Raw genomic sequence first — 24,925 nt, 5'->3', positions numbered from 1 at the left:
TCACTCCTCGGTCCGGCTGCGTTCCGCATTGCTGTCGTATACCTTCTCCGCGACATCTGTGAACAGCACGCCGTTAAGGTGGTCGATTTCATGCTGAAACGCCCGGGCCAGCAGCCCGCTTCCCGTAATGGTAATCTCATTGCCTTCCCGGTCAAGTCCCCGGACGGTTACCGTCTCCGCACGGCGGACGTCTCCGTTGAGGCCCGGAATGCTGAGGCAGCCTTCAGGACCGAGCTGCTCGCCCTCGGATTTGATGATTTCGGGATTGATCATTTTAATCAACCCATGCTCCTCATCGGCATCCACCACGATCAGCCTTTTGAGAATGCCGACCTGCGGCGCGGCGAGACCGACGCCCTCGGCGTCATACATCGTATCGGCCATATCGTCCAGAAGCTTTTGGACGTTGGGCGTAATTTTAGTTACCGGTTTTGCTATTTTGTGAAGCACTTCGTCAGGCTCTTTCACGATTATACGTATCGCCATTTCGCTAACACCTTCCTGTTTTTGAATAGATTATGCCAAAACGGCGCTACATCAACATTTGAGGGTCGACGTCAATACTTAATTGAAGCACCGGGTCGCGAAGCGAATCCTCCAGCTCCTCCGCTACCTCGCGGGCCAGTCCAATGGCGTCGATGGCTCCGCGCCACTTCACCATACACTGGAAGCGGTATCTACCTTTTAGCCGGGGCAGCGGGGAGGCGACAGGGCCCAGAAGATCGAGTCCATCGGCCGTCAGCTTGTCGAGACTTCCGAACCATCGGCGCTGACGGGCTTTGCCCTGAATATTCATCGCGTAGTTCTCCGCCATCCGCAGCGCCACCGGCATCTGCTCATGAGACACCGTCACCAGAATCAGTCTGCAATAGGGCGGATAGTGAAGCGCTTTGCGGTGCTTCAGTTCATCCTTTATAAAAGAAGCATAGTCATGCCGGCTGGCATGAACGATGGAATAATGGTCAGGCGTGTAGGACTGGACCAGCACCTCTCCCGGAAGTGTGTGCCGTCCCGCCCGTCCGGCGACCTGTGTGAGAAGTTGAAACGTCTTCTCTGCCGCACGGAAATCCGGAAGATTCAGCGCCGAGTCCGCGGTGATGACGCCCACCAGCGTCACATCGGGAAAATCAAGCCCTTTGGCTACCATTTGCGTGCCCAGCAGCACGTCGGCTTTTTTGTCCCTGAACTGTCCGAGCAGCTTCTCGTGCGAGCCTTTCTCGGTCGTCGTGTCGACATCCATCCGAATGACCCGGATTCCCGGAAACAGCTTGCCCAGTTCTTCTTCTACACGCTGCGTTCCCGTTCCGAAGAAGCGGATATGTTCGCTGCCGCATTCCGGGCAGATCTCCGGAGCCGGCTCCGCATGACCGCAGTAATGACATCGCAAATTATTGCTGCGGCTGTGATAGGTCAGTGAAATGTCACATTCGGGACAGCCCGCGACGTAACCGCAGCTTCGGCACATCACAAAGGTCGAGAAGCCTCTTCGGTTCAGCAGCAGCACCGTCTGCTCTCCCCGCTCCAGTCTGCTCTGAATCGCCGAGTGAAGAGCGCGGCTGAACATGGAGCGGTTGCCTTCCTTCAGCTCCTCGCGCATGTCCACGATTTGAACCGCCGGAAGCTGGTTGCCCAGCGCCCGGCTCGGCATCTCCAGCAGTACCGGTGAGAAAAGATCGTCGCTCTTGGACCGTGCAGCGTAATAGCTCTCCAGCGAAGGCGTCGCCGACCCGAGGATGACGGCCGCATCGCCAAGCATCGCCCGGCGGACGGCCACATCCCGCGCATGGTATCTCGGATTCTCCTCCTGCTTGTAGGAGGTTTCATGCTCTTCGTCCATAATGATCAGGCCCAGATTGCTAAAAGGAGCAAATACCGCCGAGCGGGCCCCGACCGCAACAGACGCTTTGCCCTCGCGGATTTTGCGCCATTCGTCATATCGCTCCCCGGAGGACAAACGGCTGTGCATGACCGCGACCCCGCTGCCGAATCGGCCCTTGAAGCGTTCCACCATCTGCGGTGTCAGCGAAATTTCAGGAACAAGGACTATGGCCTGGCGTCCCTGTTCGACGCATCGCTGGATGCACTGAAGATAAATTTCCGTCTTTCCGCTGCCCGTTACCCCGTGCAGCAGAAAGACTTCATGACGCTGCTGCTCAACCGCGCCAATAATCCGATCGAATACGGCCTGCTGCTCACCAGTTAGCGGGAGCGGATCGCTCGGCTTAAAGTCTCTCCCCCGGTAAGGATCACGATAGACTTCCACTTCCGTAATTTCAATCAGACCTTTGTCTTCAAGTCCCTTTACCGTACCGGCTGTCACCTGCAGTGCAGACAGGACATCCTTGAGCGGCATGGGGAGCACTGCCTCCATATCGATCAGGAACGACAGCACTTCCTTCTGGCGGGCGGATCTGGCGGGAAGCTTGCTGAGCGCTTCACGGGCGGATTCCGGCTCCATGGCCAGATCGACCGCTTTGAGCTTTTTTTTGCCCATTTTATCCTTGATCGACTGGCTTTCCCTCAGCACGCCCCGCCGCAGCATGAACTTGATCGTCTCCGCTCCGTCCGGAAAGGCCCGGGTCAGCTGTCTCATTGACACCTCGCCTCCCCGACGAACGAAGTCGGCGATCTCTTTCTCCTCCCCGCCGGTACCCAGGAAGATGGGAAACCATTCTTCATCGGGGAACAAGGTTTCCTCTTCATTTACCGGTTCCGGTTCCGCGTCGCCAAGCGAAATAAGCCGTTCGGCTTTGCCCTTAAGCGCCGTCGGCAGCATAGCCTGCAGCGCAGAAATCCTGCGGCAGGCGTAACGCTCGCTAATCCAGTCCGCCAGCTCTACCAGCTCCGGAGAGAGCGGCGGAACGAGATCGAGCACCTCCTGAATCGGCTTGATTCCCTTAATCGTCCGTATATCGCCGGATTCCAGGGATACAACAAAGCCCTGCACCGTCCGGTGCCCGAAAGGAACAGCCACCCGGCTGCCCACCTCAATCCATACTTTAAAAGACTCGGGAATCGAATAATCGAAGGTTCGGTCGGTGCTTCGAACGGGAACATCGACGATAACCTTGGCGATATCCATTACAAGCCTTCTTCCGGCAGCCGTTCCGCCGCAACCGAGAGCACCCGGCGGGCCACCTCGTCCTTTGAAAGCAGCGGCAGTTCCTCCACAAGACCTTTTGGATCGTAAATCGAGACAATGTTTGTATCTGCGCCGAAGACCGCACCCGGTACGCTCACATCGTTGGCGACAATCAAATCGAGGTTTTTGCGGACCAGCTTGTCCTTGGCGTACATTTCCGCATTCCCGGTCTCGGCCGCAAAACCGATCAGCAGCTGATGGTTTTTGCGCTGCCCCAGCGTCTCCAGAATATCAACGGTTTTGACGAGTTCGAGGGTCATGGTGCTGCCAGACTTCTTGATCTTCGTGTCCGCTCTCTCTTTCGGACGGTAGTCGGAAACGGCGGCAGCCTTGATCAGGATGTCGCAATCCTCCCAGACGGCCGATACGGCGCCATACATCTCGTCGGCAGATTGAACGCGGATCACGTTAATGTCCCGAGGCGGCTGTTCATCCGTCCGCGCGGCCACAAGCGTTACCTCCGCTCCCATTTCTTTGGCCGCCCGTGCGAGGGCAAAGCCCATTTTGCCGGAAGAATCATTGGAGATATAGCGGACAGGGTCAATCCGTTCCACTGTGCCGCCGGCGGTTATCACAACTTTTTTGCCTGCCAGCTTGCCGGTATTTGCCTTATCGTTCCGCTCAAAAAAAGCCTCCACGCAGCTTACAATCGTCTCTGGCTCCTCCATACGTCCTTTGCCGACATAGCCGCAGGCCAGCAGCCCTTCTCCAGGCTCGATGAACTGGATTCCGCGTTCCGCCAGGATGTTGAGATTGTTCTGCACAGCGGGATGCTGATACATATTCACGTTCATGGCTGGAGCAACCATTACGGTTGAAGTCGCAGCCAGCAGTACGGTCGAGAGCATATCGTCGGCGATGCCGTGCGCCATTTTGGCTATAATATTTGCGGTGGCGGGTGCGATCAGCACAAGATCGGCCGAATCGGCCAAATCAATATGCGAGATGGAAGACGGGTCCCGCTCCTGAAAGGTGTCGCTGAATACTCTCTGTTTCGACAATGACTGTAAGGTCAGCTCGGTAATGAACTGTTTGGCCGAGGCTGTCATGATAACATGCACCTTGGCGCCCTTTTGTACAAGCTTGCTGCACAAGGAAGCCGCTTTATACGCGGCGATTCCCCCTGTAATGCCAAGCAATATCGTCTTGCCCTTTAACATACTCTTCCCCCCTGCTTCCCGTGTTAACGGAAAGAATCCGTCCACAAGATAACAGCCGCCTCATCAGTGATCGGGAGCAGCCATAACTTACGGACATCCACACGTTTGTGAAAAACGTATCAATATCAAGAAGAAACGGCCTCACTGTCCTTTTGGAAGCTTAGCTTCTGAAGCGGCGATACAAGTATCGCTGTTAGGTACCGTTTCTTGCAGAAATTAAGACATTTGAATTAGCGCTCAGCGTATTCATACTTAATATTTTAAAAAAATAACAACCTTCCGGTTGTCAGGAACAGCCCATTCGGGCTATGAAAAAATGCGGATCATCGATGCGCGGGGCACCAGCCTGAGCGGCCGCAGCCCCCTCAATCAGGACTGCGGGCGCCAGCTGCTAGGAAGCCCTGCCGCTTACCGCTTATTCGGAGATTTTGTCATCTACGCGGGTTACCGTGATGTAATCCTTGTATATTTCTTCAAGCGCAACCCCGACTTGCTTATGTGCTCTCGGAGACTTCAGCTCGGAAAGGCTTCCTTCACGAAGCTGTCTCGCCCGGCGGGCCGCAGCGACAACAAGGGAATATTTGCTGTCGACTTTGTTCATCATTTCATCGATCGATGGATATAACACTGGTACACCTCTTCAATTCAATTTATACAGTTTCCGAAACCGCCCAAACTATCTTATTTTACAATGTTCGGCAATAATAATGCTTTCTATTCGCTTACACGCAAGATCGATTTCGTCGTTAACCACTGCGTAATCATAATGGCGCATCAGGCTGATTTCGTCCTCCGCGACCGTCATGCGGTGATTAATAATGTCATCATGCTCTGTTCCGCGCCCGCGAATACGATCTTTCAGCTCATCCATCGACGGCGGCAGGAGGAACACAAAGATCCCTTCAGGGAACTTTTCCTTCACTTTAAGAGCGCCCTGCACTTCAATCTCAAGGATGATATCCTTCCCGCTTTCCAGCGTCCGTTCCACAAAATCGCGCGGAGTTCCATAATAATTCCCCACGTATTCCGCGTATTCCAGGAGTTCGTCGGCTTCAATCATATGAAGAAACTCCTCCCGGGTCTTGAAGAAATAATTCACTCCATCCCGTTCGCCTTCGCGGGGGCTCCGCGTGGTCGCCGACACGGAATAAATGAGCTCCGGTATTCTCGGCCTCAGCGCGCTGCATACCGTTCCTTTACCGACTCCGGAAGGTCCGGACAATACGATCAGCAATCCTTTTGACATAGTACACTCCATTAATCGTTATTCGTCGTTGTCGTCATCTTTACTGGACAGTCTGTGCGCCACGGTCTCCGGCTGAACCGCAGACAATATGACATGGTCGCTGTCCGTAATAATGACGGCACGGGTACGTCTACCATAGGTTGCGTCGATCAGCATATGCCGGTCTCTCGCTTCCTGGATAATCCGCTTGATCGGAGCCGACTCCGGGCTGACTATGGAAATGATTCGATTCGCCGATACTATATTTCCAAAGCCGATGTTGATGAGTTTGATTGCCATGTTCCGGTTGTTCCCCCCATAAGTTACATCTTCGCTTGCCCGGTCGCTATTCCAAATTAGCCGCCTGCTCGCGAATCTTCTCCAGCTCCGCCTTCATCTCCAGCACGCGGCCGGCGATCCCCAAATGATTGCATTTGGAGCCGATCGTATTCGTTTCCCGGTTCATCTCCTGAATAAGAAAATCCAGCTTCCGGCCCATTGGCTCGCCGCTGCCGAGCAGATTCCTGCACTGCTCAAAGTGACTCCGCAAACGGGTCAGCTCTTCTTCAATGTTGGAGCGGTCGGCGAAAACGGCAACTTCCATTCCGAATTTCTGATCGTCAAAAGGAAACGTGCCGTCCTGAAGCTCAGCCAGTCGCTGACGAAGCTTGTCTCTGTGTTCCAGTACCACAGCCGGAGCCAGCTCAGTCATTTCACTTTGAAGTTCTTCAAGCCTGCTCATGCGCTCCGCGATATCGGCTGCCAGATAACGTCCTTCCCTGGCTCGCATTTCCACAAGGGCCCGAACGCTCTCTTCCAGTCCGCCTACCAGGAGTTCCTGCAAGAACTCCCCGTTCTCCGGCTGATCCGGACGGCTGTCGCCGCTCTCCATTACTCCCGGCAGACTCATTATACCCGGAAGATCAAGCTCGCCGCCCACGCCGAATTCCTTCTTCAGCGCTTCTGCCGCAGCCAGATACGCCTTTACAACCGGGCGGTTCAGAACCGGACCGCCCGCGTTCTCCTCATGCTCCCGGTTAATAAAGACGTCAATGCGGCCGCGTTTGACGTATTGCTGAACCTTACGCCGCAGCGCATCTTCAAACCCGTTCCACTCCCGAGGCATACGGACCACAATTTCGCAGTAACGGTGATTCACCGATTTAACTTCAAAAACGATCTTGCTGCCGCCTAAATGCCTGGACGATTGACCGTATCCGGTCATGCTAAATGACATCGGCATCACATCCGTTACACTATTGTAATTGATTCTTTCTAGCGAAACAAGGGGGATAATTGGCGTCCCGATTTGGCCCACACATGGTTCAGAAGCTGAACGCTCATATCGTAGAACATGAACGGAGTCATCAAATAAATGCCGTTGAAGCGCTCCGTCGCCGCGTCAAGCAGCTCCTTCGCGATCGCAACCCCCTCTGCCCGTCCCGCTTCGCCTTCCAGCCCTTTCATCCGTTCACGCACCTCACCGGAGAGCTGAATGCCGGGCACTTCATTATGAAGATACTCGGCGTTGCGTCCGCTGGCGAGAGGCATGATGCCGATAAATACAGGAATATTCAGGTGAGCCGTCGCATCGGCGATCTTATGAATCAGCTCCGGGTCATATACCGGCTGGGTCATAATATAGTCGGCTCCGAATGCAATCTTCTTCTCGAGACGCTCAACGGCCTTGCCCAAATGCTTGACATTGGGGTTGAACGCCGCCCCGATAACGAAATTGGCTTTCTGCTTTAGCGGCTTGCCCGAGAAAGCAATGCCGTCGTTAAGCTGCTTGATCATCCGGATGATCTCGAATGATGTCAGATCGTACACCGAGCTTGAACCCGGAAGATCTCCGAATCTTGCAGGATCGCCCGTTACGGCAAGCACATGGTCGATGTCAAGCGCATCGAGCCCCATCAGGTGAGACTGGGTTCCGATCAGGTTCCGGTCCCGGCAGGCGATGTGCACAAGCGGTCGCAGGCCCGTCTTCTGCCGAACGAGTGCGCCGAGCGCCATATTGCTCATGCGGCACACGGCCAGTGAGTTGTCGGCGAGCGTCAGCGCGTCCGCTCCCGCGCGGCGCAGCGCCTCTGCTCCGGCCATAAATTTCGAGATATCGAGATCCCGCGGCGGGTCCAGCTCAACGATTACAGCATGGCGTTCCTTGACGATATCGATAAGGCTCGGCTCTCCGCCTTCAGCCTCGAAATCGTCCACTAAGCTCTCATGTATGCGAACGTTAATCTTTTCTTTCGGCTCAGGAGCCGTCAGCGGCAGTGGCTCATAGCCTTTAAGAGCCGCCGCGATTTCCGCGATATGCTGCGGCGTCGTTCCGCAGCAGCCGCCGATAATGCGGCTTCCCATACCGGCGAAATCTCTTGCCATCTGGCCGAAATATTCAGGGGAGGCGCCGTATTTGTAGTGGCCGTCCACATAATCGGCCAGCCCAGCGTTCGGATACACCGATACCGGCAGGTTCAGTCTGCCTTGAAGCGTTCCGAGCGCCCTTTTGATGCCGATCGGACCGGTACGGCAGTTAAAGCCGATCACATCGGCCCCATCATCTTCCAGAATGCGGAAGGCTTCGGGAAGCGTAAGCCCGTCCATCGTCATCGCCGTCTCGTCGACGGCGAACTGGCAGATGACCGGTACATCGCTTAGCTTACGCGCCGTCCGGAGCGCCAGATGCAGCTCCTCCAGATCGTAAAACGTTTCCAACATAATACCGTCCGCATTTTCTTCGAGCATCGCGCCGATCTGCTGGCTGAAATACTTTTTGAGCTCGGAGGCCGACAGATTGGCCCGCTTGCCGGCACGGATCGAGCCAACGGCCCCGACGACATAACCGGCGCTTCCGGTGGCTTGTCTGGCAATCCGGATGCCTGCACGGTTAATCTCCTCCACTTTGGATTCCAGACCGAACTTGGACAGTTTATCGTAATTGGCCGAATACGTATTGCTCTCCAGCACCTCCGCACCCGCCTCAATATAACTGCGGTGAACCTCATCAACAACCTCGGGCGAGGTCAAATTCAATTCCTCATAAGATATGCCGACAGGAAACCCTTTCTGATATAAAAAGGTTCCCATCGCTCCATCCCCGACCAGCACCTTGCTCGCCCAGGCAGACCGCAAATCCGGCTTCACAGAGCAACCCCTCCCCAGACATTAGTTTCATACTAATGTAACATAAATCGTGAGGAAAGATAAGCTTTCGTCCCGAAGCATCTGCAAGATTCGAGCGCAGGGCGCATGACGGGCGGGTTACCGCCCCATACTATTGTATAAGGCAAAGGAGCTGAAACCCGTGAAGAAACGAACAAGAAAGATGCTGCTGAAAAAATATGCCGCAATGGTTCTGTGTGGCACCCTTACCATTCTGCTGTTGTACTTTGCGGACTGGATATTCGGGTACGGTCTTACCAATATTAACACCCTGTTCCCTTTCACTATTACTACCCAAGCCGAAAAAATACTGATGATTACCCTGGCCGCAAGCTTCCTTATCCCGGATCTTATCCATTGGATTACCGGACGTCAGTCCGCTCGGGAACTCGAACGATGATTCCTGAAGGCGGCGACAATAATCAGGACGGCCGGAATGACAATAGTAAAGACGGGATATACGAAGGTAAGCATCTCCCCGCCTTCCTCCAGATGCTCCACAAAGCTTCGCGAATCCAGCATGCCGGAGAATAAAATGATAATCGCCGAGGGAATAATCAACGTCCGGTATGGAAGTTTGAACAGGTCCGAGATGGCGATCACTGCCGCACCGTAGAAAACGGCTACTTTGAAAAAAACCCCGATAATCAGCAGCATTACCACCAAAACGTCCAATCGCTGGATAAAATCGGACAACGCCGCTTTACTCACGGTAGATAGCAGAGGAAACGGAGAACGTTCCACCATGTCGCTGCCCAGCACCGTTATATTGACGAGCGACGTGTAGCTGATAATCAATCCGGATGCCAGGATTGCGGAAGGGACTACCCAAACCGCTCTTTTTTTGTCGCCGACATAAGGCATCAGCATCGTGAAACAGAAGACTTCGCCGAACGGAAACATATAATTCGAACGGATCACCGAAAGGGCCACCGGTTTGATTCCATCCCCCAGCATCGGTTGCATTCGCGACCATTCCATTTCCCCCGAAAAAAGCATTAGCAGCGTAATAATCCCGCCGATCATCAGCACACCGATCATAATAATAAACGAGGTCCGGGCCAGCACCTCCAATCCTTTATGCAACACGTATCCGCAAGATAAAATCATCATCGCGGCAACGATCATGATCGGCGTTCGGTTCAAGGCGGCCATGACCAGCAGAGCGCTTCCATCCCGCATATCGCGGCCGGCTCCATTCAAAAAGATAACCGCATAAAGAATGACCACGACCGCCCCAAGCGGTTTGCCGAGAATCGCCCGCGCATAGCCGGATAACGGCAGATCGGGATACAGCTTGAACAGATAATTATAACCCGTATAGATAAGCATGCCCACCAAACAGCCCAGGAGGATGGCTATCCAGGCGTCTCTGCCGGCTTCCATTCCAACATTAACCACCAGAGCCGTCCCCAGCTCAAACATGAGAACCAGCGAAAAAAAATGTAATGATCCTATTCTGATCTCCCGCATGAAATTCCTCCATTCCTATTTCTTTCCCTCTCCCGACGATCGCAAGGAACGGGTCCTCATCTCGGTATGACGGACAAGGGTGTTCACCTTGATGCGGACTTCGCAGCGAGGAAAGATGGTATCCCAGCGATCCTTCACTCGTTTCCAGCCTTTCGGATTATCCCGATTCACCGTCTCATTGAACCGGATATAATCGCTGTTAAGACGCTTGGCCTCTTTGACAGCGGCATCGATTTCCTTCTTTGTTTCTTCACTCAGAAGCTTTTCCCAGTTTCTCAGTACAGAAGACTTGGAAATATCCAGAGAGCCGTTGTATTCTTTCAAGGCGGCCTGCTGTTGGGTGGTGATGTAGATAACAGGATGCTCTGGATCTTTCGCGTTGGCCGTGACCGAGGTATGCACCTTGAACATACTAAAGGTGGCGGATTCATTATTTCCAAAATCAAGGAATAAAGGATATTCAGTCAGCTTGTTGTGGATCAGGCTCAGGCCCATTCCTTCTATGCCATCTTGGTATGCCATCAGTTTATCCTGCTTGAATACAGCAAGACCGGCGTTTTTCAGAATGGCCTTTGGCTTGATGCCCTCCACATTCCCCTTCGTTTCCCCCGCTTCCAAATCGCCCTTGACAAGCACGCCGTTGATAATCGCCCCTCCCTGTTTTGCCAAAATCCCGCGGATTACATCATCCACCTCAATTCGGAAATTGTAACCGAAGGAGCGGTTTCCCGTTTCCAGCTTCTGAACAAGGTCGTTGGCAGGGATTTTGCCGAATACCGTCATTACGGAAAGAATGTCTTCCGCTCGCTGTCCTCTGGACACAAAGACCAGGGTGCTGAGCCGCATTTCGGATTCCCGTTCAAAAAGATCCATGAGATCCTTAATCCCTTCACGGGCGAGCTCTTCGGATATGATGATCACCTTTGAATGGCCCAGAGAGAGAATTCGCGCGGATTGACGAGAAGCGTTGACGAGGGCCTCATAAATGGACCGGCCGCTTCCTTTGTATAGAGCGACAGGGGCGTTCCCCCTGCTGTTTTTCCCGGTTATTTCATCCGCTACAACGACCTGGAAGGACACGCTGTATTTTTTCTCCTTCGACGGCCCCTTATCGATAGATACGCCAGATACTATTGCTCTCTTGTTCAGTTCAACACTGTCCCAGCAGCCGGCCACAAAAAGAAGGAGCCCCGACACCACAAGCAGCTTCCAAAATTTAAGCACCACTTTGCCCATCCTTCCCTGTATCGGCTGTCCCCTTGCGCTTACCTGACTTGTCGTCTTTCATGTATCCAAGCTTATTGGGCCTGAGATTGATCAGAAACATTGGCACTCTAATAACCGTATCCTTTTGCCCTCTTATGGAAAACGGGCTGAGCGGGGCTAAATAGGGAGTGCCGAACGATTGCAGGCTGTTGACGTGGGCAATCAATACGATCAGCCCTAGCGTAATGCCATAGAACCCGAACATCGACGCGGAGATCATAAATCCGAAGCGGACGATCCGACCCGCGACGGCTAGATTGTAGGATGGTATGGCAAAGCTTGCGATACCAGTCAGCGCGACCACAATGACCATCACCGGTGTAATAATGCCAGCTTCTACTACGGCAGTACCCAGAATCAAAGCGCCGACCACCGAAACGGTCTGTCCCACCGCTCTCGGCATCCGGATGCCGGCCTCTCTCAAAATTTCAAATGCGGCCTCCATAATGATCGCTTCGATCGCAGCCGGAAAAGGGACATTCTCCCGCTGGGCCAGCAGACTGATCAGCATAGGCGTCGGTACCATTTCATAGTGGAAGGTAGTCAACGCAATAAAAACCGAGGGCCCGAGAAGCAGAATGATCAAGCTGACATAGCGCACCAAGCGCATGAGCGTGGCAATGTCAAACCGCAGGCTGTAATCATCGGTCGATTGAAGAAACTGGGCCAATACCGTCGGCACGATAAGCACAAAAGGCGTACCGTCTACAATCAGAACAATTCGCCCTTCCAGCAAATTGGCTGCTGCCACATCCGGCCGCTCCGTATTATAGACCGTCGGAAACGGGGTAAATACTTTATCCTGAATAAGCTGCTCAATATAACTGGATTCCAGAACCGCTTCAATGTCGATTTTTTTCAAGCGCATTTTGAGCTGGTCGAGGACTTTCTGGTCAGCTCTATCTTTCATATATAAAAGGGCAACGTCCGTATTCGTCACCGTGCCGAATTTCATAAACTCGACCCAAAGCTTCGGCGATTTGATCCGTCTTCGGATCAGCGCAGTGTTTGTAATGATTGACTCGACAAAAGAATCTTTCGGCCCCCGGATCACAATCTGGGAGGATGGCTCGGCAACGGTCCGCCATTCCCCTCCTTTTGTTCCTCCTTCGATCGCCTTACTGCAGCCGTCCAGTAAAATGATGGTGTTCCCCGAAAGCAGAGAGAGCATCATGTCGTTCCAATTATCTTTAATTGAGGTTTCGCCAAGCTCCAGCGCCCGGCCGAGGATGAGCTGAAGCCTTTCCTGCGGCTCCCGCGGCATTTCTTCCGCTGCGAAGGCAGTATTTTCAATCAATGCGCCAACCACGAATTCATCAACGGCAACGGAATTGACCAATCCATCTATAAAAACGGCGGCCGCCCAGACCGGTTCAGCTTGACCCAACTGAACCTTCCGGATCTTCAAATCGGGACTGGAACCGAGCTCCAGCTTGATGTTGCTCAGCGTTTGCTCAAGATTATCCGAAATGGTTAGAACCGACTGGTTACCGGCTCCGGCTGCTGGTTCACCCGAAGCCCCGGCAGACGCGTTCTGACTGTTTGGTCCGTTTTTTTTCATCCGCTCTCGCCTCAATTCAGACTTCTTTTTTCCATTATTTACGACTTCCGCATTTGTTATTCGCCTGGGATTAAAGCGCACACGAATTAGGCAAGTGTCATTAAACGGCAAAAAGGCCAACCGGCAAGCTGCCGATTGACCTTATTCATTCTTCTATTTGGCGAAAATTACCTTAGATGGATACGGACCCTTTGAATACCGCCTCTGCCGGTCCCGTCATGTAGACGTGATTGTCTTCCTCGTTCCATTCAATGAACAGGTCTCCGCCCTTCAGGCTTACCCAGGCTGCCCGGTCGCTAACTCCGTTGAGGACGGAGGAGACGAGCGTGGCGCAAGCACCTGTTCCGCAAGCCAGCGTAGGCCCGGCTCCCCGTTCCCATACCCGCATGTCGATGTGTCCGCGGTCTTTTACGGTGGCGAATTCGACATTCACCTTGCGAGGGAACAGCGGATGAACCTCAAGCTTCGGTCCCCAAGTCGTCAGATCAAAGGATACGGCGTCGTCCACATAAATAACGCAGTGCGGATTGCCCATCGAAACGGCGGTAAAGGTAAATTCCTTCCCGTCCGTCTCAATCGGCTGCCCCAGTACAGGCTCAGCGTCGATATTCACCGGAATTTGCGGACCTGACAGTACAGGCTCGCCCATGTCGACCGTTACAGTCTCCACCTTTCCGTCCGTAACCTTCAGCTTTACCTTCTGTTCGCCCGCGCCGATCGTTACAATGACGATTTCCTCCGACTGCACATGGCCGTGATCATACACATATTTCGCCACGCAGCGGATGGCGTTGCCGCACTGTTCCGCTTCGGAACCGTCCGAATTGATAATCCGCATCATGAAGTCCCCGCGTTCCGAGGGCAGAATATATACGAGTCCGTCGGCTCCGATGCCGAAGAACCGGTTGCATAATTTGACGGCCAGTTCCGCTGCGTTGTCTGGCAGCGATTTCTCGCCGAATACGACGATAAAGTCATTGCCGAGTCCATGCATTTTGGTAAATTCCATAGCTTCGTCCACTCCTTCGGTTAATTGCCACAAGCATACCGCAAGAGTTCAGGCAAAGCTATTGATTTTATGCCGAAATTTTTGTACTTTTCGGCAGGCTCCGTCCGCCGCCGGTGCCTCCTGCCCGGAGACGCTTCCGGCTGTGCTTCCCGCCGAAGACGCTGGCCGCACCCATCAGGAAAGTCGGAATGCCGGAGGCGACGAGGCACAGCGACCAGTCTCTGAAGCCGAGGGGCACGGTCTTGAATATAGGCTGCAGCGCCGGGATGTACATTACCGCCAGCATCAGCAATACGGATGAGAGCACCGCGAGCACCAGATATTTGTTCTGGAACGGATTCCGGTGAAACACCGATCGGGAGCTCCGGCAGTCGAACACGTGAAAGAGCTGGGCCATAACGAGGGTCGCGAACGCCACAGATTGTGCTTGGATAAGCCGCGCTGGATCGTCCGGAGCGACGCGCAGCGTCAGCCAGAAGGCCGCAAGCGTGCACAGGCCGATCAGAATGCCGCGGCTGATAATCTTCCAGCCCAGCCTGCGGGCGAAGATATTTTCACTGGCTCCGCGCGGCTTATGTTCCATCAGGTCTTTCTCGGGCTGGTCAACGCCCAGCGCCATCGCAGGCAGGCCGTCTGTTACCAGATTCACCCACAGGATTTGAATCGGCACAAGCGGCAGCGGCAGGCCGAGCATCATGGCGAAGAACATCGTCAGAATCTCCCCGACATTCGATGCGAGCAAATAACGGATAAATTTGCGGATGTTCTCATAGATGCTCCGGCCCTCTTCGATCGCCGCCACAATCGTGGAGAAATTGTCGTCTCCCAGGATCAGGGCCGATGCTTCCTTGGTGACATCAGTGCCCGTAATGCCCATCGCGATGCCGATGTCCGACGCCTTGATCGCCGGAGCGTCGTTGACCCCGTCGCCCGTCATGGCGACGACATGGCCGCGCCGCTGCAGCGACTTGACGATGCGCAGCTTGTGCTCGGGCGAGACGCGGGCGTAGACGTACACGCTGTCCGACATTTTGTCGAGCGCGTCGTCGTCCATCCGCGACAGCTGGCTGCCCGTCAGCACTTTGCCGCCGCGCTGGAGGATGCCGAGCTGATGGGCGATCGCTTCGGCGGTCGTGCCGTGATCACCGGTAATCATCACCGTCTTGATGCCCGCCTTGCGGGTGATGCTAATCGCATCCCGCACCTCCCGGCGCGGCGGGTCGATCATGCCGGCAAGACCGGCGAAGATCAGCTGGCCTTCGGCCTCCTTCTCCGAATCGGCATGTTCATTCGGCCGCAGGTCGCGGTAGGCCAGGCCGAGGACGCGGAGCGCGTCCGAAGCCATCGCTTCGTTCGCGTCGAGCGCTTTTTGCCGCAGGGTAGGCGTACATGGCACCACCTGACCTTCCCACAGCATGTAGGAGCAGCGGCTCAGCAGGACATCGGGCGCTCCCTTCGTGCACACCATGCGGCCTCCGGGATGGCTTACAATAACCGACATCAGCTTGCGTTCGGAATCGAACGGAAATTCCTTCTCTCTGGAGAACGATACGGCAAGCGCCGATGCAGTAAGCCCCATCTTTGCGGATAGCGCGACGAGTGCGCCTTCCGTCGGATCGCCCTTTAGCTCCCATACTTTGGCTGCAGAGGCAGATGTCTCTCCTTCGCCGCCTTTCGCCTTGCCTTTTCCTTTGCGTTTGGCCCGAACTTCCTCGGGAACCGTCTCGTAAATTTCGGCGTTGTTGCACAGAGCGCCGATCTGCAATACCCGCCGCAGGCTCTGGTCATTCTTCAGATCGGCCGGCTTCCCTTTATAGAGGACCGCGCCTTCCGGAGCGTACCCTTCACCTGTGACCTCAAAGCTGCGCCCGCCGTTCCAGACTCGGGTGACGGTCATTTTATTCTGCGTCAACGTTCCAGTCTTGTCGGAACAGATGACGGAAGCGCAGCCCAGCGTCTCGACGGAAGGCAGCTTGCGGACGATAGCCCTGCGCTTGATCATCCGCTGGACGCCGAGCGCCAGCGCTATGGTCACGATGGCGGGCAGCCCCTCGGGAATCGCGGCGACCGCCAGACTGACCCCGGCCAGGAACATCGACACCGCGGGCTGGCCGTGCAAAATCCCCGCAAGCACCACCACCACGGTCAATGCGAGCGACACGTAAATCAGAATTTTGCCGAGCTGCTCCAGCCGCCGCTGCAATGGCGTCTCCTGGGTATCGGTGCTCTGGATCAAGTCGGCGATCTTCCCCATTTCCGTGCCCATTCCTGTCCGGACGACGATCGCTTTGCCTGTTCCCCGGGTGACCATCGTGCCCATGAAGCCGATATTCTTCTGGTCCCCCAGGGGGACCTCCTCGGCGTGAATCGGCTCCGGGTGCTTGGATACCGGCAACGATTCACCGGTCAGCGCCGACTCCTCGCAGTACAGGGAGCTGCATTCCAGCCAGCGCACATCGGCGGGAACCCGGTCGCCGCTCTCAAGCAGGACGATGTCGCCCGGAACGAGCAGGTTCGCGGGAATTTGCTTCACGGTTCCGTCACGCAGCGCTTTCGCAGATGGGGCGGACAACTGCTTCAGCGCCCGCAGCGAGCGCTCGGCGCGAAACTCCTGGACGAACCCGAGCAGACCGTTCAGTACAATAATGGCGACAATCGTGACCGCATCCAGGTATTCGCCCAGCAGCCCCGATACGAGCGTCGCTCCCATCAGCACCAGAACCATGAAGTCCTTGAATTGATTCAGCAGCAGCGTCAGCGGGGAGATTTTCTCTCCTTCCGACAGCTCGTTCAGGCCGCTCTCGTTGCGTCTTGCTTCAGCCTCCTCTTCGCCAAGGCCCCGCTGCTTCGACACCGCGAATATTTTTTGCAGCTCATCACTGCCGAGCCTGTGCCAACTTTTTTGTTCCATGACTCTCCATTCCCCTCCCGGTCGTTTCTTGACTTCCGGCGGCGTTACCGCTTTTCCACCCGTTCATGACCAATGTATTCGAGGTCGTCCCGAATTATCACCCTGAGCTTATCCGCTTCGTTTTGCGCTGAGCGGCGAAAGTATGGCATCATAGAGAGGAATGAAATTTTACCAGCGACAGGAGAAATTATAACCATGGCACTCGACGGCATCGTGACCCGCGCCATTGTGTCCGAGCTTCAGGCTTGCATTGGACAGCGGATCAGTAAAATATATCAACCCGGCGATCACGATCTTGTATTTACCCTAAGAGGCGCAGGGGGAGGCGGCAAGCTGCTCTTGTCGGCCAACCCGACTTATCCGCGCGTGCATTTTACGGAAAGAAGCACCCTGAATCCGGCGGAAGCCCCCATGTTCTGCATGCTGATGCGAAAGCACTGCGAGGGCGGCGTCATCGAGGCGATCTCCCAAGTGGGGATGGAACGCATCATTCATTTCGAAATCCGGCAAAGGGATGAACTCGGAGACGTCTCCAGCAAGAAAATCATCATTGAGCTGATGGGCCGGCACAGCAACATTATCCTGACCGACTTCCAGACGGGCACCATTATCGACGGCATCCATCATGTTACGCCCGCCATCAGCAGTTACCGGATCGTAATGCCCGGCTTTGCCTACACGCAACCGCCGGAGCAGAACAAGCACAACCCGCTGGATATCTCTCGGAGCGACTTTCTGCAGCTGTACCGGGATGCCGATGAGGAGCAGGTTGAATCGGAAGCAGCCCTTGAGGAGGAGACGGAAGGCTCTGGCGATAAGAGCAGCGTCCGGGAGAATCGGGGAAGAAGCGACCAGAATCGGCCTTCTCTCAATCCCGCCGGGTGGATCGTCGATACCTTCAGCGGGATCAGCCCTCTGATCGCGCAGGAGATGGTCCGGCAGTCCGCACAGGGCGGAGATGCCGGGACGGCTTCAGGAAGCGGCGAAGTCTTCGGACAGGAAATCGTGACCGGAGAGAAGCTCCATGAAGCCTTCGATTCCGTCATGGAGCCTGTCCGCAGGGGCCAATTCTCTCCGGTGATCGGGACGAATGCGAAAGGAAAGCTTGTGTTTTCGGCGATTTCGTTGACGCTGCCGGAAGGCCGGACCAAGCATTACGACACGATCAGCCGCTGCATGGAGGACTATTTCGGCGACAAGGCCGAGCGGGACACGGTCAAGCAGAGAGTCAGCGACCTGATCCGTTTCCTGACGAACGAGCGGAGCAAGAATATCAAGAAGCTCGCCAATCTGCAGGCGGATCTGGAGGAAGCCGGCGGCGCCGAGGAGTACCGCATTCGGGGCGAGCTGCTGTTCGCATCGCTTCATATGCTGTCCAAAGGCGAGAAGGAAGTCCGCCTGGTTAATTACTACGATGAGGATCAGGCGGAGATCACGATCCCGCTCGACCCGCTGCTCACTCCGTCCGACAACGCCCAGCGCTATTTTAAAAAATACAATAAATACAAGAACAGCCTCGCGGTTATCGAAGAGCAGCTAGAGAAGACGCATGAGGAAATCCGCTATTTGGAGAGCCTTCTCCAGCAGTTGGATCACGCTTCCCTGAACGACATCGAGGAAATCCGGGAAGAGCTCGTAGCCGGAGGATATCTAAGGGACCGCAGTAAAAAAGGCAAAAAGAAAAAGAAGCCCACCCGTCCGACGCTTCAGGTGTTCACTTCCTCCGAAGGCGTTGAAATCTATGTTGGCAAGAACAACCTGCAAAATGAATACCTCACGAACCGCCTTGCAGGACCGAACGAAACGTGGCTGCATACGAAGGACATCCCGGGTTCGCATGTCGTGATCCGGGGCGAGGCATTCGGCGACGCCACGCTGAGTGAAGCTGCGCAGCTTGCAGCTTACTTCAGCCAGGCCAAGCAGTCGAGCAGCGTTCCGGTGGACTGCACGCTGATCCGGCATGTGCGCAAACCAAGCGGCTCCAAGCCCGGCTTCGTCATCTATGACCATCAGCGGACCCTGTTCGTGACGCCGGATGACGAGATGATCAAGGGACTGCCCAGCACGTTGAAGAGCTGAGTCCTCGGCTGGATTCCGTTAAGACTGGGTTGGTCCATTGCACCTGCACCTCCGGCCGCCAAATAAAACGAAAAAGCTTTCACGAATCGGATATACCGCTTTGTGAAAGCTTTTTTTTTGCGTTGGTTTGCACTGCCCGGGCTTATTCATCGGGTTATGCAGGTACGCTTTACAACGCACCTTCAAGCTAATGAAAGCTCTTTTGCCCCGGATTACCCGGACACATTATCGGCCAACCTATTAGGCTCTCTTTCTTTTTGCCCTAAGCCTTTAGTTGTACCAGCACATCCGCGGAGACCGTCACGCTTCCGAGATCGCCGTGAAAGATTACGCCGCCCCGCGCGCCGTGAAAATCCGAGCCGCCCGTTACCAGCAGTCCATATTCCCGGGCCATGGCCAGGTAGCGCTCCTCCTCTGCGGGGCCGTGGTCGGAGTGGTACGCCTCAACGCCGGCGAATCCGCCGCCGCCGAGAATGCCGCGCACCAACTCGTCGTCGCCGTAGAGCCCTGGGTGGGCAAGCACCGCCTTGCCCTTGGCTTCTGCGATCCATTGACTGGCTTCCTCGGGAGAAATGCGCGGCTGGGCGACAAATCCGGGCTTGCCCTCGGCAAGATATTTATCAAAGGCGTCGCGCATATCCACCGCCGCTCCGAGCCGCACCAGCTCATCCGCGATATGCGGCCTGCCGACGCTCTCGTCCGGCTTCAGTTCCCGGCCGATGCCCCGGACGACGGCCTCCATCGTAATGCCGATGCCCAGACCTTGCAACCGCTGGATGATGGCCTCATTTCGCGCGGCCCGGGTGTCCCTTAAGCCCGCCAGTCTGCTCAGGAACAACTCGTCCCGGAAATCCACAGAATATCCAAGGACATGGATGTCTTTGCCGCCGGCGCGGGTGCTGATTTCAACGCCGGAAACGACTGTAATGCCATACCGTTCCCCGGCCTCCAGCGCTTCGGGCACGCCCGCAACCGTGTCGTGATCCGTAATGGCAACCGCGGCCAGACCCTTTTCCTTGGCAAGACGCACATTTTCAGCCGGTGGCTGCATGCCGTCGGACGCCAGCGTGTGGGTATGCAGGTCGCAGAGGCCGGAAGATACGGACCCGGCAGTCTCGAACTCTTTTACCATTTCGCTCATCCTCTCTGTATGGATTCCAGCCGTTTCCTTTCTTCCCATTCCTCGCGCAGAATCCCCATTTTGCTTTAACAGACTTGTCAATCCTCCGCATGCTTGCGCAGAAAATTCAGAAACGTTACCGCGTGAATCGGCAGCAGCGTCGATTTATCATGTATCGCGTAAAACTGCCGCTTGAACGAAGCGCCCGAGACATTTACGATCTTCAGCAGCCCCAGAGCTACCTCATGCCTGACCGTAGAGGGGGACAGCATTGTCAGGCCGAGCCCGGCCTCGACCGCCGATTTGACCGCGCCAGTGCTGCCAAGCTCCATGACAACCTGCAGTTCTCCCAGATCCATCCCCTTGGCGAGCAGCTGCTCCTCCATCACCCGGCGGGTTCCCGAGCCCTGCTCTCGAAGCACGAAAGGAAACCGCAGCGCCTCTTCAAGCGAGACTTCGTCTCGGTCTGCCAGCTCATGATCCCCCGGCACAATCAGCTTCAGCTCGTCCTCCATCACCGGCTCGATTACCATGTCCGGGTGGGTGACCTCCGCCTCAATCAGCCCAAACGTGAGCTGGTGCTTGTTGATTTCCTCCATAATTTGCGTGGTGTTCATAATCTTGAGCATGACGGAAATGTAAGGATACGCTTTGCCAAAAGGGGCCAGAAGCCTCGGCAGCACATATTCCCCGATCGTCAGACTGGAACCGAGCAGCAGCCGCCCTTCCAGCATATGCGTATATGCCGCCATCCCCTGATCGGTCTCCCTCATCAGCTCAATACTGCGCAGCGCAAAGGGTAGGAGCGTTCTTCCGGCGTCAGACAGCACGATTTTTTTGGTGGAACGGTTGAACAGCTTTGTCCCGAAATAGTCCTCCAGCGCCTGCACCTGCATCGTCACGGCCGGCTGCGTCATATGAAGCGCCTGCGCCGCCGCGGAGAAGCTTCCTTTTTCGGACACGGTGTAAAAAATATGCAGCTGATGAAAATTCACGCTCGTCCACTCCTATTTATGCAAGACTTGGATTTCCGTAACTTCCTTCATTCTCAAAAAGACATGCAGCCCCGGCCGCATGCCTCTTCGCCTTATGTTTGTTCCGGTTTGTTACTACTGAAGCCCCTTTAAGGCTCCATTGAAGTTACCTTCTTTTCCGGCCGGACTGCATGAGAGATACTCTCCTCGAGCTTCGCTGACGGGCAAAATAGCTTTTCAAATCCCTGAGATCAATATTTTCCGACATTTTCCCGAGAAAGGATACGACGATCAGCTTGTAGAGCGGGTTTCCGTACAGATCGGCTTCGCCCGGCATTTCCACAATGCGCGCCGCCATCACAAGATCGTTGTCCACCACATACATTTCCGGCTCGCCCGGAGAATGCGGCTTCACTCTTTTTTGCTTAAGACATTGCCACAGCCAAAAAGCGGCCTCCTTGCCGGTCATTCCGTCCCCCTGGCTCCTGTCCTCGTAACGGCTTCTCGCGTGGGCCGTAATGACAAGATCGGCGATTCTATACTCGTTCAGCATCACATAGAACGGCTCGTAACCGCCCCGGCCGGCCATTTCCTTATCGCGCATAGCTATCACACTCCACAAAGGATCTTGGCGCGCATGTATTGATGCAATCTTACCACCATAAGAGCGGGATATACAAGTCTGAGGCCTGCGGCCGGGTAACTACGAACGCCTAGGCAAAGACTTCCGGCAGCGTACTGTCGTCGATCAGACAGCTGCCTTTGATCTGTTTGCATCTCTTTTTGAGACGCGCGGCCTCTGCGGAAATCTCCTCGATTGACTCGAACTTGCGATACCGGTTCGTTACGACGGAAACCGAAAGCGAGACGAGCGGAATTTCCTCATATTTACCCAAACGATTCTCCGCCAGAACGGACTGCTTCGTCAGATGCGACTCAGAGTAGAAGCTGTGGATCGTCTCGTCAAAAGCGCGCAGAACTGTCCGGCAGTCTTCGGAATACTGATGATGGTCCATCACGACGATAAAATCATCTCCGCCGATATGCCCGACAAGTCCTCCCGCGGGAGCCATACCACCGCTGATGATTTCCGCCGTCCATTGAATGAGCCTGTCTCCTTCTTTGAACCCGTATGTATCGTTGTAAGCTTTGAAGTAATCCAGGTCGAAATAAAGCACGCTGAACTGCTCCAATGACATGGATTTCTTGAGCCAATCGTTGATATTGACATTCCCCGGCAGACCGGTAAGGGGATTCAGGTAGCTCGCCGTCTCAGCCATAATCTCGGCAAAATGCAGCAGCAAATCTCTCACGCTAACTGCGCCGCATAACCGGTTGCCGCTCGTGACCACCACATCGTCGTACAGCTTATCCTCATCGCGGGCCATCGCCTGCTTGCTGACCTCCGTGATCGGACATTCGGCATCCACAACTAGAGGAGCACGGTCCATGACCAGCTTCACGGGTCTCTGCATATAGAGCGTGTAGCCGTATAAGGTTCCTATTTTTTGGTAAAATCTCACTCTCATGATCAATGCGACCGGATATTCGTCCTCGGTGACGGCTATTCCCTGAAGCCCCGGATTCTGCTTAAAAATACGATCCACGCATTCACATGGTGTACTCGGAGCAAGGTGCGGAATCGACTGGCATATTTCTCCTACATTATGCTGCATCAATTAGTGGCTCCTTTCCAGGACAGAACATTAAACAACGACGGGTATGCGTCCCGCTGCGGGAGAGGATTCCGGTCTTCCGACAAGATAACCTTGTCCGTAATCGATTGCCGCTTGCTGCAAATATTTCAGCTCCGCTTCGGTTTCGATGCCTTCGGCAATGACGCGGGTCCCCGACGCCAAAGCGTATTCGCGTATAAGTCCAAGCAGATGCTGCTGTTCTATATTCCCGTTAATGCCCCGGATCAGCGACTTGTCCAGCTTGATGAATTCCGGTTTCAGATATACAAGGGTCTTCAGGCTGTTATAGCCCGATCCGGCATCATCGACGGCAATCCGGAAGCCTTGCTTGCGGTAATGCGCCAGTGTTTTTTCAAAACCGACGTAGTCATGGACCGCCTGTCTCTCCGTCAATTCCAGAACGACGCGGGATGGCGTCAGTCCCAAATGCTTCAGCAAGCTGACGGTTTCACCGCTTTTGTAGCGTTCATCATTTAATACACCGGGACTTACATTGATAAAAAGCAGGGCCGAACCGCCAAAGCCAGCCACAGCCGCACTGCCTACATAACGGGTAAGCGACATCTTCCGGCAGTATCGGTCCAGCCTGGACGTGTACTCCGTTTTTGCCGCGAACTCATAGAAAATATCCGCCGAATGAAAAAGCGTTGATGCGGGAGGGCGGTTCAGCGCCTCATGCCCCATGGTCTCGCCCGTTGACAGCTCTACAATCGGCTGATAAAAGGTAGACAACGCTTCCTCGTTCAACACCCTTAATAACTCCGCGAGCCGTCTGAATTCTGTGATTTCTCTCTTCATCCTGTGGTTGATGTGCCTTAAATAATGCAATATGGGCGCATCTTCCATTAAGGATAGGTATGATTTGATCATATTCGCTCCTGCATGCTATTCGCCTAAATTTCCGATACTCTTCTAGAATAGGACCGCATTATTAACGGCGGATAAAATTCAGTCAAGTATTTCCACGAAAATAATCCGGTCGACCTAATTCCATAGTCCTATATTCATTTGCATGATCTCCCGAGTGAAGCCCGATGGTTCAAGTAAAGAATTATGCTCATTAACAACAAAACCAATCCAATTTGCAAATACCAACCTTCATAGGACAACATAATAATGAGTTCCCAACTGTTCGATGGGCCTGAGTTAGGTCCATTGCTTGCCGGATAGTCAAAAATGTAAGGGATTAATCCAATGACGAGTGAAATCACACCTAGTAGGGCCAGTAAAACAGCAATTTTTTTAATACTTATTCCCCCTGCAAAAAAGATAATATGCCATCATTAATATGCATCTAAAATAACATTATTTGGTATATATCTTCAAACGGCAACAAAAAAGGAAGAAGTCCAAAAGAGGACTTCTTCCTTTCCACACAAGAGCTTCAGACTACAGCCCGTAATATCGGGTCTTGTCCGGCACGTTGCTGTTATACTCCGTCTTCAGTTCATTCCGGTATGAGCGTTCAATCTTGCGAACGTAGGACAGCCTGCGCACGTTCTTCATGATTTCTTCCGCACGGTCCGTATTCACGTACATAACCGCGTAATGCATTTTTCGCGAAATGTAATGCAGTGTGCCGTATTTTTCCAGATTACGCGCGGCTTTTACATCGCTTACCCAAATGATATAACCTGTGCGTTCCGCAAACATGCGCTTCTCCGCCTTTCTGTCTAGGGCTTCCTTAGGCGTGTCAGCCGCAGGAGCATTTGCCTCCGCTGCCGCAGCCTCCGCCTTTGGGCAAGGGGTCGTTGCTTGGAACCTTGATGCTGTCCGAGACCGAATAAGCGATCATCTCCGACATGGAATGAAGCATATCGTCCAGCGCTTTCTCCGCCTGCTTGAACCGCGCCACTTCCTCGAACGTTTCGAGCTCGGCTTCCGTCTTGGCTACCTCATCCTTAGCCGCGTGATAGCTCGGATGAAAATGGCCGAACCGCTGAGTTTCCTCGAACAGTTCTTTCTTGCTCTCGAGCTTTCTGATCAAGCTCTGGATTTCGGGACTCGCGGCAATCCGCGTCTTCCAGTATAAATAATCCGTCACTTCGGCGGATCGGTTAATCATATCGCCCAATTCATAGGCGCCTGTCAGCACTTCAGCCATATCGACCGTGTTGTATTCCGCTACGCTCATGAATTTCAT

The 24,925-nt window shown here is 54.4% G+C and carries 22 protein-coding genes; 2 read left to right on the top strand and 20 right to left on the bottom strand.

The window, feature by feature from the left end; genetic code table 11:
- From def to PSAB_RS11220, 8 genes are all read right to left on the bottom strand, one after another.
- The gene (gene def / locus PSAB_RS11255) at positions 1–486 is read right to left on the bottom strand and encodes a peptide deformylase (RefSeq protein WP_025334682.1); all 486 of its coding nucleotides are present in this window, start codon (positions 484–486) and stop codon (positions 1–3) included.
- 46 nt (positions 487–532) lie between these two features.
- On the bottom strand, positions 533–3,082 hold the full coding sequence (priA, locus tag PSAB_RS11250) for a primosomal protein N' (RefSeq protein WP_025334681.1): 2,550 nt from the start codon (positions 3,080–3,082) through the stop codon (positions 533–535).
- Positions 3,082–4,302, bottom strand: a complete 1,221-nt coding sequence (coaBC, locus tag PSAB_RS11245; RefSeq protein WP_025334680.1) for a bifunctional phosphopantothenoylcysteine decarboxylase/phosphopantothenate--cysteine ligase CoaBC — start codon at positions 4,300–4,302, stop codon at positions 3,082–3,084. The genes priA and coaBC overlap by 1 nt, the downstream gene beginning before the upstream one ends.
- Positions 4,303–4,717: 415 nt before the next feature.
- A complete protein-coding gene (gene rpoZ / locus PSAB_RS11240) occupies positions 4,718–4,930 on the bottom strand; it encodes a DNA-directed RNA polymerase subunit omega (protein ID WP_025334679.1) in 213 nt (70 codons plus the stop codon).
- Between the two features lie 48 nt (positions 4,931–4,978).
- Positions 4,979–5,548, bottom strand: a complete 570-nt coding sequence (gene gmk, locus PSAB_RS11235) for a guanylate kinase (RefSeq protein ID WP_025334678.1) — start codon at positions 5,546–5,548, stop codon at positions 4,979–4,981.
- Positions 5,549–5,566: 18 nt separating this feature from the next.
- Positions 5,567–5,827, bottom strand: coding sequence for an extracellular matrix/biofilm regulator RemA (remA, locus tag PSAB_RS11230; RefSeq protein WP_006209218.1), 261 nt, complete (start codon positions 5,825–5,827; stop codon positions 5,567–5,569).
- 46 nt (positions 5,828–5,873) lie between these two features.
- Entirely contained in the window at positions 5,874–6,764 is an 891-nt protein-coding gene (locus PSAB_RS11225) for a YicC/YloC family endoribonuclease (protein ID WP_025334677.1), read from the bottom strand.
- Between the two features lie 38 nt (positions 6,765–6,802).
- Positions 6,803–8,674 (bottom strand): bifunctional homocysteine S-methyltransferase/methylenetetrahydrofolate reductase, encoded by a 1,872-nt coding sequence (locus tag PSAB_RS11220; RefSeq protein ID WP_025334676.1) that lies wholly within the window; start codon positions 8,672–8,674, stop codon positions 6,803–6,805.
- 160 nt (positions 8,675–8,834) lie between these two features.
- Between PSAB_RS11220 and PSAB_RS11215 the strand changes: the two genes are divergently transcribed.
- Positions 8,835–9,092 carry a YczF family membrane protein gene (locus tag PSAB_RS11215; RefSeq protein WP_025334675.1) on the top strand — a complete coding sequence of 86 codons (258 nt, stop codon included), beginning with the start codon at positions 8,835–8,837 and terminating at the stop codon, positions 9,090–9,092.
- Here PSAB_RS11215 and PSAB_RS11210 read toward each other — a convergent pair.
- The 5 genes from PSAB_RS11210 to PSAB_RS11190 all read right to left on the bottom strand — a co-directional run bounded on the left by PSAB_RS11210 (position 9,065) and on the right by PSAB_RS11190 (position 16,912).
- Positions 9,065–10,165 carry a GerAB/ArcD/ProY family transporter gene (locus PSAB_RS11210; RefSeq protein WP_025334674.1) on the bottom strand — a complete coding sequence of 367 codons (1,101 nt, stop codon included), beginning with the start codon at positions 10,163–10,165 and terminating at the stop codon, positions 9,065–9,067. The two genes, PSAB_RS11215 and PSAB_RS11210, sit on opposite strands and share 28 nt — an antisense overlap.
- A 15-nt stretch (positions 10,166–10,180) precedes the next feature.
- Positions 10,181–11,389, bottom strand: a complete 1,209-nt coding sequence (locus tag PSAB_RS11205; protein WP_038596949.1) for a Ger(x)C family spore germination protein — start codon at positions 11,387–11,389, stop codon at positions 10,181–10,183.
- Positions 11,382–12,992: a spore germination protein gene (locus tag PSAB_RS11200; protein WP_025334672.1), complete on the bottom strand. Its 1,611-nt coding sequence runs from the start codon at positions 12,990–12,992 to the stop codon at positions 11,382–11,384. Before PSAB_RS11200 ends, PSAB_RS11205 begins: the two co-directional genes overlap by 8 nt.
- A gap of 172 nt (positions 12,993–13,164) precedes the next feature.
- Complete coding sequence (gene dapF, locus PSAB_RS11195) at positions 13,165–14,001, bottom strand: diaminopimelate epimerase (protein ID WP_025334671.1); 837 nt, start codon at positions 13,999–14,001, stop codon at positions 13,165–13,167.
- Between the two features lie 67 nt (positions 14,002–14,068).
- Complete coding sequence (locus tag PSAB_RS11190) at positions 14,069–16,912, bottom strand: calcium-translocating P-type ATPase, SERCA-type (protein WP_025334670.1); 2,844 nt, start codon at positions 16,910–16,912, stop codon at positions 14,069–14,071.
- A gap of 195 nt (positions 16,913–17,107) precedes the next feature.
- Between PSAB_RS11190 and PSAB_RS11185 the strand changes: the two genes are divergently transcribed.
- Positions 17,108–18,991, top strand: coding sequence for an Rqc2 family fibronectin-binding protein (locus PSAB_RS11185; protein ID WP_025334669.1), 1,884 nt, complete (start codon positions 17,108–17,110; stop codon positions 18,989–18,991).
- Between the two features lie 262 nt (positions 18,992–19,253).
- Here the strand turns inward: PSAB_RS11185 and PSAB_RS11180 are convergent, their stop codons facing one another.
- From PSAB_RS11180 to PSAB_RS11150, 7 genes are all read right to left on the bottom strand, one after another.
- Entirely contained in the window at positions 19,254–20,132 is an 879-nt protein-coding gene (locus PSAB_RS11180; RefSeq protein ID WP_084266651.1) for a PHP domain-containing protein, read from the bottom strand.
- A gap of 77 nt (positions 20,133–20,209) precedes the next feature.
- A complete protein-coding gene (locus PSAB_RS11175; protein WP_025334668.1) occupies positions 20,210–21,106 on the bottom strand; it encodes a LysR family transcriptional regulator in 897 nt (298 codons plus the stop codon).
- 145 nt (positions 21,107–21,251) lie between these two features.
- A complete protein-coding gene (locus PSAB_RS11170; protein ID WP_025334667.1) occupies positions 21,252–21,689 on the bottom strand; it encodes a hypothetical protein in 438 nt (145 codons plus the stop codon).
- A gap of 109 nt (positions 21,690–21,798) precedes the next feature.
- Entirely contained in the window at positions 21,799–22,761 is a 963-nt protein-coding gene (locus PSAB_RS11165; RefSeq protein ID WP_025334666.1) for a GGDEF domain-containing protein, read from the bottom strand.
- A 30-nt stretch (positions 22,762–22,791) separates the two neighbouring features.
- A complete protein-coding gene (locus tag PSAB_RS11160) occupies positions 22,792–23,532 on the bottom strand; it encodes an EAL domain-containing protein (RefSeq protein ID WP_264370897.1) in 741 nt (246 codons plus the stop codon).
- 639 nt (positions 23,533–24,171) lie between these two features.
- On the bottom strand, positions 24,172–24,435 hold the full coding sequence (locus PSAB_RS11155) for a YlbG family protein (RefSeq protein ID WP_025334664.1): 264 nt from the start codon (positions 24,433–24,435) through the stop codon (positions 24,172–24,174).
- Between the two features lie 40 nt (positions 24,436–24,475).
- Positions 24,476–24,916: a YlbF/YmcA family competence regulator gene (locus tag PSAB_RS11150; protein ID WP_025334663.1), complete on the bottom strand. Its 441-nt coding sequence runs from the start codon at positions 24,914–24,916 to the stop codon at positions 24,476–24,478.
- Between the last annotated feature and the right edge of the window lie 9 nt (positions 24,917–24,925).

This window comes from Paenibacillus sabinae T27 (assembly GCF_000612505.1).
GTDB classification, from domain to species: domain Bacteria; phylum Bacillota; class Bacilli; order Paenibacillales; family Paenibacillaceae; genus Paenibacillus_AQ; species Paenibacillus_AQ sabinae.
Note: the sequence above shows the minus strand (reverse complement) of the source record. Positions and strands in the feature narration are given on the sequence as shown.

Excerpts from the sequence above, each read along its gene's own strand:
- def (WP_025334682.1), bottom strand. The coding sequence starts at position 486 with ATGGCGATACGTATAATCGTGAAAGAGCCTGACGAAGTGCTTCACAAA.
- priA (WP_025334681.1), bottom strand. The coding sequence starts at position 3,082 with ATGGATATCGCCAAGGTTATCGTCGATGTTCCCGTTCGAAGCACCGAC.
- coaBC (WP_025334680.1), bottom strand. The coding sequence starts at position 4,302 with ATGTTAAAGGGCAAGACGATATTGCTTGGCATTACAGGGGGAATCGCC.
- gmk (WP_025334678.1), bottom strand. The coding sequence starts at position 5,548 with ATGTCAAAAGGATTGCTGATCGTATTGTCCGGACCTTCCGGAGTCGGT.
- remA (WP_006209218.1), bottom strand. The coding sequence starts at position 5,827 with ATGGCAATCAAACTCATCAACATCGGCTTTGGAAATATAGTATCGGCG.
- PSAB_RS11225 (WP_025334677.1), bottom strand. The coding sequence starts at position 6,764 with ATGTCATTTAGCATGACCGGATACGGTCAATCGTCCAGGCATTTAGGC.
- PSAB_RS11210 (WP_025334674.1), bottom strand. The coding sequence starts at position 10,165 with ATGCGGGAGATCAGAATAGGATCATTACATTTTTTTTCGCTGGTTCTC.
- PSAB_RS11200 (WP_025334672.1), bottom strand. The coding sequence starts at position 12,992 with ATGAAAAAAAACGGACCAAACAGTCAGAACGCGTCTGCCGGGGCTTCG.
- dapF (WP_025334671.1), bottom strand. The coding sequence starts at position 14,001 with ATGGAATTTACCAAAATGCATGGACTCGGCAATGACTTTATCGTCGTA.
- PSAB_RS11190 (WP_025334670.1), bottom strand. The coding sequence starts at position 16,912 with ATGGAACAAAAAAGTTGGCACAGGCTCGGCAGTGATGAGCTGCAAAAA.
- PSAB_RS11185 (WP_025334669.1), top strand. The coding sequence starts at position 17,108 with ATGGCACTCGACGGCATCGTGACCCGCGCCATTGTGTCCGAGCTTCAG.
- PSAB_RS11180 (WP_084266651.1), bottom strand. The coding sequence starts at position 20,132 with ATGAGCGAAATGGTAAAAGAGTTCGAGACTGCCGGGTCCGTATCTTCC.
- PSAB_RS11170 (WP_025334667.1), bottom strand. The coding sequence starts at position 21,689 with ATGCGCGATAAGGAAATGGCCGGCCGGGGCGGTTACGAGCCGTTCTAT.
- PSAB_RS11165 (WP_025334666.1), bottom strand. The coding sequence starts at position 22,761 with ATGCAGCATAATGTAGGAGAAATATGCCAGTCGATTCCGCACCTTGCT.
- PSAB_RS11155 (WP_025334664.1), bottom strand. The coding sequence starts at position 24,435 with ATGTTTGCGGAACGCACAGGTTATATCATTTGGGTAAGCGATGTAAAA.
- PSAB_RS11150 (WP_025334663.1), bottom strand. The coding sequence starts at position 24,916 with ATGAGCGTAGCGGAATACAACACGGTCGATATGGCTGAAGTGCTGACA.